The sequence below is a fragment of the Candidatus Cloacimonadota bacterium genome, assembly GCA_012516855.1.
Classification (GTDB): Bacteria; Cloacimonadota; Cloacimonadia; order Cloacimonadales; family Cloacimonadaceae; genus Syntrophosphaera.
On the sequence record JAAYWB010000006.1, the window covers coordinates 1 to 10,393 of the forward strand.

The 10,393-nt window shown below is 55.6% G+C and carries 9 protein-coding genes; 8 read left to right on the forward strand and 1 reads right to left on the reverse strand.

Features of this window, described 5'->3' with window-relative positions; all coding sequences use genetic code 11:
* Positions 1-431: 431 nt before the first annotated feature.
* The 8 genes from GX466_00240 (at position 432) to mce (ending at position 6,478) form a co-directional block, all read left to right on the forward strand.
* Positions 432-1,412, forward strand: a complete 981-nt coding sequence (locus GX466_00240) for a lipoate--protein ligase (GenBank protein ID NLH92646.1) — start codon at positions 432-434, stop codon at positions 1,410-1,412.
* 115 nt (positions 1,413-1,527) lie between these two features.
* Complete coding sequence (locus GX466_00245; GenBank protein ID NLH92647.1) at positions 1,528-1,827, forward strand: hypothetical protein; 300 nt, start codon at positions 1,528-1,530, stop codon at positions 1,825-1,827.
* An 18-nt stretch (positions 1,828-1,845) separates the two neighbouring features.
* Positions 1,846-3,066 (forward strand): PLP-dependent aminotransferase family protein, encoded by a 1,221-nt coding sequence (locus GX466_00250; protein NLH92648.1) that lies wholly within the window; start codon positions 1,846-1,848, stop codon positions 3,064-3,066.
* Positions 3,067-3,145: 79 nt separating this feature from the next.
* Positions 3,146-3,412, forward strand: a complete 267-nt coding sequence (locus GX466_00255; GenBank protein ID NLH92649.1) for a 4Fe-4S binding protein — start codon at positions 3,146-3,148, stop codon at positions 3,410-3,412.
* Between the two features lie 10 nt (positions 3,413-3,422).
* Entirely contained in the window at positions 3,423-4,667 is a 1,245-nt protein-coding gene (locus tag GX466_00260) for a 2-oxoacid:acceptor oxidoreductase subunit alpha (GenBank protein ID NLH92650.1), read from the forward strand.
* A 2-nt stretch (positions 4,668-4,669) separates the two neighbouring features.
* Positions 4,670-5,512, forward strand: a complete 843-nt coding sequence (locus GX466_00265; GenBank protein ID NLH92651.1) for a 2-oxoacid:ferredoxin oxidoreductase subunit beta — start codon at positions 4,670-4,672, stop codon at positions 5,510-5,512.
* Positions 5,509-6,057 carry a 2-oxoacid:ferredoxin oxidoreductase subunit gamma gene (locus GX466_00270; protein ID NLH92652.1) on the forward strand — a complete coding sequence of 183 codons (549 nt, stop codon included), beginning with the start codon at positions 5,509-5,511 and terminating at the stop codon, positions 6,055-6,057. Before GX466_00265 ends, GX466_00270 begins: the two co-directional genes overlap by 4 nt.
* Positions 6,058-6,061: 4 nt before the next feature.
* Positions 6,062-6,478 carry a methylmalonyl-CoA epimerase gene (gene mce / locus GX466_00275; protein ID NLH92653.1) on the forward strand — a complete coding sequence of 139 codons (417 nt, stop codon included), beginning with the start codon at positions 6,062-6,064 and terminating at the stop codon, positions 6,476-6,478.
* 369 nt (positions 6,479-6,847) lie between these two features.
* Here mce and GX466_00280 read toward each other — a convergent pair.
* A partial coding sequence (locus tag GX466_00280; GenBank protein ID NLH92654.1) for a hypothetical protein occupies positions 6,848-10,393 on the reverse strand: 3,546 nt, incomplete at its 5' end.

Below are 10,393 nucleotides of genomic sequence, written 5' to 3' on the forward strand. Positions count from 1 at the left end.
ATTGCCTACGCGTCACTTGATGATGTTCAAAAAGCTCTTATTGATAGTTTCTCATACTTGGATAGCAACAGAGACATGGTCTCAAAATTGACCTATTTCAAATGGCTTAAATTAGATTAATGAAAGCGATTTGGTATAAGGGCCCGGCAGACAGGACAGCGCGGCGGGTAAGGAGTTGTGGCTCTCTATTGAATCAAGTGGCTGTGGATATTCATACTGAAAACAGACCGAGGGGCTTTACCCGCCATATCAGAGCCTTAGCCTAAAATACTGATCTCCATTGACAACAAGCGCCCGGCAAAAATCATGGTCAGTGATAAGCGACTAATCACAAGAAAGATGAATGCAACTTCCACTGCCAGAGAACAATACCCGATGAAAACGAATCTGGATGAGTTTCCCCAACCTCCAGCCATAACACCAGGCTGGCCATGCTGCTGATCGTAAGCCCCAGCCACTGGGCGCCGTTCAACATCGCCAGCGAGGAACATATCCTCCAAAACTACGCGGAGAACGTATTCCTGCTCTACCGCAACGCGCCTTCCATCATTGTGGGCCGCAACCAGAACGCCCTGGCGGAGATCAACCTGGATTGGGTAACCCGGCACAAGATTCCCGTGGTGCGGCGCCTCACCGGTGGCGGAACCGTTTTTCACGACATGGGCAACCTTAACTTCAGCTTCATAATGAACCGCTCGGCCAGGGAAGAAAGCGGATTTGCCAAATACACCGCACCGGTGCTGGCTGTCCTTAGGAATTTGGGTGTGGATGCCAAGCTGGAGGGACGCAACGACCTCACCATCAAAGGGATGAAGTTCTCCGGCAATGCCCGTGCTGTTTACAAAAGCAAGGTCCAGCAGCATGGCACCATCCTGTTTTCCAGCCACATTGCCGACCTCAGCGCGGCCCTGAAAGCCAATCCACTCAAATTCAGCGACAAAGCTGTGAAATCGGTGTCCAGCCGCGTGACCAATGTGTGCGAACATCTGCCCAAGCCATTGCCGCTGGAGGAGTTCATCGCCCTGGTGCAGGCTGAGGTGCTGGGGATGTATCCAGAAGCCCGGGCCCATTCCTTCAGCCCTGATGACGAAGCCGCCATCCAGGCTTTGGCCAGGGACAAATATGACTGCTGGGATTGGAATTTCAGCCGCTCCCCAGCTTACAACCGCGTGCAGGCAATCCGCTGCGCCGCCGGCACCATAGAATTCCACGCCGACGTCCACAAGGGCCGGATCACTGCTTTGAAGGTGTATGGCGATTTCTTCGGAAACCGCGATATAGCAGGATTTGAAGCCGCGCTCATCGGCGTTCCCCACCGTGAAACCGAGCTGCGCGAAGCCCTGGACGCGCTTCCCCTTGAGGAGTATTTCGGCCCCGCCACCAGCGCCGATCTCCTGCCGGGGTTGATTTGAACCCTGACACAAAGCCGATGCGCGGCTTTCATCCACTTGTTTTCTCTGTCAAAAAAAACCTTGACCAATATAGCCTGCCTTTTTTAATGCGGTTTAATCTAAGATTGGAGTTCAGATGAACATACTTTTTCGTGATGTGCAAACGGGTATCGTGGAAGCCCGCGCCATCATGGAGATCGCCGACGGCGTTTTCCTCAATGAGATCACCATCCTCAATATCGATGGGGAGATCGTGGTTGAATTTCCCCGCAAAAGCTTTCTGGGCAAAAACAGACGCACCTACTACATGGATGTGATCACTTTTGAGGACAACGACAAGCGCATCGTTTGGGAACTGGAGATAAAGAGCGCTTACCGCGAATGGCGCAAGGCTAACAAGAAAGTACTGGTTTATGAAGATAAAGAACAAAAATAAAATAACTGGAGGATCATCATGATCACCGACCTGCAAGAAATTCTCTCGACCAACATCAAGGGAATGAAGCGCTCCGCGATCCGTGAGCTGCTGAAGTATTTGGGCCAGCCCGGCCTGATCTCCTTTTCCGGCGGTTTTCCCGCCCCCGCCTCTTTCCCGGTGGAAGAACTGAAAGGCATCATCGCCGATGTGATGAACAATGAAGCCGCCTATGTGCTGCAATACGGCGCCACGGAAGGCGACAACCTGCTGCGCGAGCTGATGGTTGAACGCTACAAGAAAGCCGGATTTAAACTGGGCGTCGAAAACATCATCATCACCACCGCCTCCCAGCAGGCGCTTGACCTGATCGCCAAGATGTTCATCAACCGCGGCGACACCGTCATTGTGGGCCTGCCCTCATATCTGGGTGGCCTCAGCGCTTTCAATTCCTACGGAGCGGAAATGATCGGCATTCCGATGGATGACGAAGGTGAAATCCCCGAAATCATGGAAGCAAAGATCAAGGAAGCCATCGCCCGGGGCAAGAAGCCCAAATTCATCTACGTGATCCCGGATTTCCAAAACCCCGCCGGGATGACCATGAGCGCCAAACGCCGCCGCGAAATCATCGACATCGCCCACCGCTACGACATCCTGATCGTGGAAGACAGCCCTTACCGCGAGCTGCGCTACGTGGGCGAAGACCAGCCCACCCTTTTTGAACTGGACGGCACCGGCCACGTAATTCTGCTGGGCACCTTCTCCAAGATTTTCTGCCCCGGTTTCCGCATCGGCTGGGTGATTGGCCATCCGGATGTTCTGGACAAGATCGTGGTTGGCAAGCAGGCCACCGACCTCTGCACCCCGCCCTTCACCCAGCGCATCGCCGCCCGCTACATCGAAAAGGGCTATCTGGATCCCAAGCTGGACCAGATCCGCGCCATGTACAAATCCAAACAGAAAGTGATGCTGGATGCCCTGCAGGAATTCATGCCCGAGGAATTCACCTGGATAAAGCCTGAAGGCGGCCTCTTCCTGATGGCCTACGGCCCAGAAGGCATCGACACCAACAAGCTGCTGCTTCCTTGCATCAAAGAGCAAAACGTGGCCTATGTGGCCGGAACCTCCTTCTTCTGTGACGGCAAGGGACACCACACCATGCGCCTCAACTTCTCCTACGAATCCGAGGAGAACAACCGCGAAGGCTGCAAACGCCTGGGAACCTTCTACAAAAACGTTCTGGCCAAAAAGCACTGAACCGCTCCCGAGACTTGAAATGAAAAATACACATCCTGGAGGAAAAGTGCCTAAAAAAGTCGAAAAAGACCGCATGGGCATGATCATCAGGGAAGAAGACGCGCTGGAAAAGATGGAGGTGGAACTCACCGAAGTCAAAGCCCCGGGCGACGACGATTCCCCCGTTCTGATCTATTACAACTGGTGCAAGAAGTGCGGCATCTGCGTCGCCTTCTGCCCCACCGGCTGTCTGGGCCGCAAACCAGACGGCTCGCCTTACGTAGCCGCGCCGGAAAAATGCATCCACTGCGAGACCTGCGACCGTCTCTGCCCTGATTTCGCCATTACCGGCGCCAAAGACCGCTGAGGAGAGCCGCATGCAAAAGAAACAAATTACCAAACCCGCTCCGAAAGCCAAGCCCACCAAAACCGCTTCCAAGCCAGCGAAGCCTGAGACCAAGCTCGGGGAACTGCAGTCAACGCGCGAACGCAAAACCGTGCTGATGCAGGGCAACGAGGCTGTGGCTTACGGTGCCCTGGATGCCGGCTGCAACTTCTTCGCCGGCTATCCCATCACCCCTTCCACAGAAATCGCCGAGATCCTGGCTGCCGAATTGCCCAAGCGCGGCGGTGTCTTTGTGCAGATGGAAGACGAGATCGCCAGCATCTGCGCCATAACCGGCGCTTCCCTTGCCGGCGCCAAAGCCTTAACCGCCACTTCCGGCCCCGGCTTTTCGCTGATGCAGGAAGGCATCGGCTTCGCCAAGATCACCGAAACGCCCTGCGTGGTTGTTAACGTGCAGAGGGTGGGGCCCTCCACCGGCATGCCCACAAGCTGCGCCCAGGGCGAGATCCAGCAATCCCGCTGGGGCAGCCACGGTGACAGCCCGGCCATCGTGCTCTATCCTGACAGCGTGAAAGAATGCTACGAACTCACCATCCGCGCCGTGAACCTTTCTGAAAAATACCGCACCTGCGTTATCCTGCTGCTGGATGAAGTTCTGGGCCACATGCGCGAAGCAGTGAGGCTGCCCGACCTGGCCAACGTGCGCGTTATTTCGCGTATCAAGCCGACCGTGCCGCCCCACTGGTACAAGCATTACGACGAAAACCAGAAATACCTCTCCCCCCTGGCCAGCTACGGCGAAGGCTACAGGTTCCACGTGACCGGCCTCACCCACGACCAGTTGGGATTTCCAACCAACAAAGCCGTCGAAGCTGCGGACATGATGGACCGACTGCGCAAAAAGATCGTTTACAACATCCGCGACCTGGTGCAGATAGAAAGCTATGAAATGGAAGATGCCAGGATCGCCATCTTCGCTGCCGGGATCACAGCCCGCGCCGCCAAAGCGGCAGTGGCCATGGCCCGCCAGGAAGGCATCAAGGTCGGCCTGCTGCGCCCCCTCACAATCTGGCCCTTCCCGGATGACGCTGTGCGTAAGATGCTGCGCGACGTGGACATCGTGGTGGTGCCGGAACTCAACCAGGGCCAGCTCGTCCGCGAAATCCAGCGCCTGGTGAAGGACCGTAGCGACAGCAAACTCATCAAGATCCAGCGCGTGAACGGAAAGCTCATCTCACCGGCGGACATCCTGAGAAAAATGAAGGAGGGAATCTGATCATGGCCAACGTACCACAAAAAATCATTCACGAATACCTCCGCCACGACAAGAAGTTCCCCCACGTCTGGTGCGCCGGATGTTCCAACGGCATCGTGCTCGGAACCATCATCCGCGCTTTAGCCAGTATGGATATTGACCGCGACGACATCGTGATGGTCTCCGGCATAGGCTGCTCCTCACGCATGCCCGTATATGTGGACTTCAACACCCTGCACACCCTGCACGGACGTTCCATCGCCTACGCCACCGGAATCAAACTCCACAAGCCGCATCTGAAGGTGATTGTGGTCACCGGTGACGGCGACTGCACCGCCATCGGCGGCAACCATCTGATCCACGCGGCCCGCCGCAACATCGACCTCACAGTGATCCTGGTGAACAATAACATCTACGGCATGACCGGAGGCCAGTGCTCGCCCACCACGCCCCACGAAGCCATCGCCACCACAGCGCCCTACGGCAACATCGAGCCGGATTTCAACATCTGCGAGCTCGCCCTCGGCGCCGGCGCCAGCTATGTGGCCCGCACCACAGCCTACCACACCCAGGAAACCCAGAACATTGTGAAAGAGGCCATCGAGCATCCCGGTTTTGCCCTCATCGAGGTTGTCAGCGCCTGCCCCGTCATCTACGGACGCCTGAACAAAAAAGGCGGCGCTCCGGAAATGATGAAGGAAATGCGCGACAACTCCATTCCCCTGGCAGCGGTGGAAAAACTCCCCCCGGAGAAGGTGGAAGGCAAGATCATCCGCGGTGTCCTGCGCAAGGACCTCCGTCCAGAATACACCGCCCAATATGCCGACCTCGTGAAACGTGTCCAGGCCATGGGAGGTGACAAATGAAGACCAACAGTTACGAGATAAGGCTTTCCGGAAGCGGCGGACAGGGACTTATCCTGGCGGGAATCATCCTCGCCCGCGCCGCCGTGCTGGACAAGCGCCGCGTTACCCAAACCCAGAGCTATGGCCCGGAATCCCGCGGCGGCTCTTCCCGCGCCGACGTGATCATCAGCGACGAGGAGATATATTTCCCCGAAGCCACGAACTTCGACTGCCTCCTGGCCCTCACCCAGGAAGCTTGCGACAAGTATCTCTTCGATCTCCGCGAAAGAGGCATCCTCATCATCGACACTACCTACGTAAAAAACCTCGCTCTCGCCGCGGAGAACACTTATGAGCTGAACTTCACCGAAATCGCCATCGAGAAACTCGGCAGCCCCATCACCACGAACATCCTCTCCCTCGCTTTCCTGGTGAAGGTCACCGGAATCGTGAAGGAGGCCTCGCTGAAGCAATCCATCTCCGAAACCGTGAAACCAGCCTTTGTGGACCTGAACCTCAAGGCAATGGAACTCGGCTTCGAACTGGCCAAAAACTACGGGAAATGATGCCATGATCAAACACATTTCCCATATCGGCATCGCGGTGAAGGACCTGGAAGAAGGCATCGCCTTCTACGAAAAGCTGGGCCTCACCCTCGAAGGCACCGAGGAAGTGGCTTCCCAAAAGGTGAAAGTGGCTTTCTTTCCCTGCGGCGACACCCGCATCGAACTGCTTGCCCCCACCTCCGAAGACAGCCCCATCGCCAAATTCCTGGAGAAAAAAGGCGAGGGAATCCAACACATCGCCTTCGCTGTGGACGACCTGCCCAAAGAGCTACAGAAAGCGGAAGAGAACGGCATCCGCCTCATCGACAAGGAACCCCGCCCCGGGGCCCATCATGCCGACATCGCCTTCCTGCATCCCAAATCCACCCTCGGCGTGCTGATCGAATTCTGCCAGGAAGCAGAGCACAAAGAAGAAAAGTAACCCCATAGCCCGGCGGTTTCTGCCTCCGGGACACAATATCCAGGCCGGCCTCAACGCCGGCCTTTTTCTGTGCCGAATACCAAACCCACCATTCTGGGCAGAAAGGCTGAAGTGGAGCGACGCAACAGCATCAATCACAGCGAGATAGGATGAAAGATTGTTGGGCGTCGCCCCACACCAAAACCTCAAACCGTCCCTACTCCATTTGCCCCTTCCCATTCACATCCCATTCACTTCCCGTTTAGTTCCCGCCTTTCAAACGGGAACTAAACGGGAGGCAGACAGGGGGTGAAAGGGACAGGGCAAAGGACGAGCTGACAAAAAACCCGGGAGCGGACTCCCGGGTATGCTTATCTTTTAGTTTATCAGTTAGTTCAGGGCGATCACACGGAAGAACTTCATGGCTTCCGTGGGGTTTTGTATCACATAGGTTATATCGTTGGTGGTACCCAGGGTGGTGTAAACGCCGTATGGATCGGAGGCGGATTCCACGCGATAGCTGGAGGCTCCATCAACATCTGGCCAAGCGAGCTGTATGCTGGTTCCTACACGTGTTATGGTGACGACAGGGGCGTCCAATGTAGCGCCAGCTACTTCAAAATCAGCCAGGAAGCGTGGTGAGATCTGCATATTAGCGTCAAACTGACCCACCAGGCAGGTGATGTTGACTGGCACTGTGTGGATAGGGGTACCACTATAGTCTGTATTGGGGAAGGTCCTCATTACGAGGGTCGCGGTGGGATCGGTGACGTTAATGTTGGAAGCATTCGCGGGATAGGTTCCCTGAGTGGCATCCACGGTTGCATTCATCACTTTGATCAGCTTGGCTTGATCGGCGGTGGTGAGGCTGGCCAGGGTGCGTACTTCCGGAACAATGGTGTTTCCGCTTGAGGTCGCCGCTCCGGGATCGGCCACGGGAGTGAACTGCAGCATGTTTCTGTAGAGACCCAGGGTTCCGGTAATGCCGGTGATGCCGTCGTAAAGGTTATACGTGCTGGTGATGATACCGGCAGAATCGTCGATCAGGATGGCGGCTGTGGCATCCTGGATGTATTTCTGGTGGCGTTGCGCCTGCTGGAAGGTCAGCACGGCCTCGCCGGTCAGCTTGTAAACGTTGCTGCCGGTGGGCTGAGCGCGCAGGGTGGCAATGTCCGGGATGGAAACCGGGAGCATGTAGGCTTCCGTGGTCACGCTGCTGGGAGTGTAACCAGTGGCGTAGGCGATGGCCTTCACCGTAGTGGTCGCGCTTACCGCAATGGGAGCGGTATAGGTTAATCCGTTGGTGTCGCTGGGGGTGCTGCCATCGGTGGTGTAGTAGATGGTCGCGCCAGGAGTCGCGGAGGACATGGTCACATTCACCGTGGAGTAATAGATTCCACCCGCGGGTGTAAGCACAGGAGCCTCCGCTACCTGGACGCCAGGAGTGAAGGTGTGGGAACCGAGATATGAGGTTGTATCTTGAGGATACACATCCCATTCTGTAGCCAGGGTAAGAAAACCTGTTGTGTCGCCTGCTCCTGGAATAGGAGGATTAACCGATACTCCCTGGGTTACAGATGGTTTACGTACAAGGGTTTTATCCTTTGTTGAGTAGCCCCCATCAGCAGTCCAACTACCAGTTATAGAAGAAGAACCATCAGGATCGTTGCCAATCACACCAAAGATATCGACATACTCATCCACATCGCCAACTGTTTTAACCAAGGCAATAGCGTCGTCACCGTTGTAGTAAGTGACTGTGCTGGTAGTGTCTGCCTCAGCCAGTATCGTAGCATTGGCTTGTGAGTTAGCTATGACATACACTTCGTTGTGGGCCAGCATCGTTCCAGCCGGGAAAGTCTGAGTATTATTTGGCGTTGCAGCTCCGTTAGGATACAATAAGACCTTGTAAGCAGACAAATCAACTGGAATTCCGGTGCCATTGAATATCTCCAGTGCCTTGTTGTTGCTGCTGCCTTCAATGTATTCGCTGAAGAACAGGTCGGTTGCATAGTTTCCTGCGGGGAGAGCGGCGGTGCCGCTGACCGGCAGGTTATAAGGTGTGGCAGTGAGCGAGCTGTGTACAATATTTTCAGTGAATTGGCCTGCCGTTGTTGAATTCATCCGCACATAGACATTATTGTTGAAATTGGAGAGCAATACAAGCTCATCGGTCCAGTTAGTAGTTCCGTTTAGGCTAAGCTCGAAGGGGCTTGCCACGCTGACGGTAATGTCATCGAGGGCGCCTGTCGCGCTAAGGGTGTATGACTGCGTTGCGGAAGGTGTTCCCACTTCATGATCGAAGGCAGTGAAATTCGCCGTGATGTTCCACACGACAGGTGAAACGAAGGTTTCGCCTTCCACCCTGATAGTAACTTCGGTTGCCCCGAAGCTGTTGTGGGTGATGTTTCCGCCATGCATTCCAACCACGCCGCTAACCAGGCGCACATAAATGAGGCCGTTGAAGTCGGCAGGGACACTGATCTCGGAAGCCCAGCCGCCCGTGCCGGTCGATGAAACTTCAAATCCTGTCGGCGCCACAATGTAGATGGGGCCTTGCAAATTGCTTCCGCTGAGGCTGTATTCGGATATTTCCTCGGAAGGGCAGCCCGCATAGTTGGCCAGGGAAGCAGGCTCGCCTGTCACCGTGATGACCGGAGTAGGCGGAGCATCGCCGCTCCAGAGGATCGCCCAATCGTTGCTCACGCGGATGCCGTCGATCAAGGCCAGGGGGGTATTGGTTCCTTGCCTGATGGCGATCGAACCAATGTTGGCAGCATCTGTGCCGGTAGCATCAGACGCGGTGAGTTGAGGAGTGGGTTCTGTCGCGCCGATTGCGGGGTTTACCCACATATAAACTTCATCGTTCGCCGTGCCGCTATTGATCACATATTTAATCACTATCAGATAAGTGGTGTTTTGCACGTACACATAATCCGTCCAGACAGCCCCAGTCGCAGCAGCAGCCTTGGTCAAACCAAAACGCAGGTTCCCGTCGCTGTCTTTCTGGATAAAGAACCTACCCTTAAGATCAGTACCTATCGGGTCAGGTCCGAAATGAATCAGATAGTCAGCGGTGGTGTTTGGCAGGGACAAGGCGTTGAACAGGAAGGAGGCATAGACAGCGCCGTTGGTTTGGACCGGGAATGTTCTATGAACGTCTTCAGCCGGTCCTGAGAATACTGTCTCTCCACTCAAGCCAGAAGATGGCGGATAACCTGCATAAGTAAGGCCAGTGGAACCAACAATCGCTGGATTGCTGCCTATCCCACTGTGTGCTGTCCATCCGTTAGCTGTGAGCAGTTCGCCCGCGGTATAGTTGAAGTTCTCTTCCAAAAAGATGGTAGGCCCAGCCGGGGTCTGCACCTCGCCAGTAACGGGCAGATCCACCTGAGTGGCTCCGGCGCTGGTGTGGGTGATGTTGCCGGAATAATTGCCAACCGTGGTACCGATCAGGCGTATATAGACCGGGCCGTTGAAGGTGGAAGCAAGTGAGAGTGAAGAGCTGTAACTGTTGCCATCGGTTGAAAGCTCAAAACCTGTGGGAGGAGTTACAATGATATTGGCGGTAAGCAACTCACCGTAAAGGGTGTAGGTCTGAGCCGCTGAGGGAGTCCCTACCAGGGTGGTAAAGGCGTTCAGAGTGCCAGTGGTGTGGATGGTCGGCACAGGGTCGCTAACCGTGCCGCTGACAGCCAGATCCACCTGGGTGGCTCCGGTGCTGGTGTGGGCGATGTCGCCGGAATAAATGCCAGCGGTTGCACCCGTGAGACGCACATAGACCGGGCCGTTGAAGGTGGAAGCCAGAGTCTGGGCGGGGGTATAGAAAGTGTTGTCGTCCGTGGAGATGGCAAAGCCAGCGGGGGGAGTAACCACGATTCCCGCCGTCAGGTTGGAGCCGCTCAGGGTATAGCTCTGGGAGGCAGAAGGAGTTCC

Excerpts from the sequence above, each read along its gene's own strand:
- GX466_00255 (NLH92649.1), top strand. The coding sequence starts at position 3,146 with ATGATCATCAGGGAAGAAGACGCGCTGGAAAAGATGGAGGTGGAACTC.
- mce (NLH92653.1), top strand. The coding sequence starts at position 6,062 with ATGATCAAACACATTTCCCATATCGGCATCGCGGTGAAGGACCTGGAA.
- GX466_00260 (NLH92650.1), top strand. The coding sequence starts at position 3,423 with ATGCAAAAGAAACAAATTACCAAACCCGCTCCGAAAGCCAAGCCCACC.
- GX466_00265 (NLH92651.1), top strand. The coding sequence starts at position 4,670 with ATGGCCAACGTACCACAAAAAATCATTCACGAATACCTCCGCCACGAC.
- GX466_00250 (NLH92648.1), top strand. The coding sequence starts at position 1,846 with ATGATCACCGACCTGCAAGAAATTCTCTCGACCAACATCAAGGGAATG.
- GX466_00245 (NLH92647.1), top strand. The coding sequence starts at position 1,528 with ATGAACATACTTTTTCGTGATGTGCAAACGGGTATCGTGGAAGCCCGC.
- GX466_00240 (NLH92646.1), top strand. The coding sequence starts at position 432 with ATGCTGCTGATCGTAAGCCCCAGCCACTGGGCGCCGTTCAACATCGCC.
- GX466_00270 (NLH92652.1), top strand. The coding sequence starts at position 5,509 with ATGAAGACCAACAGTTACGAGATAAGGCTTTCCGGAAGCGGCGGACAG.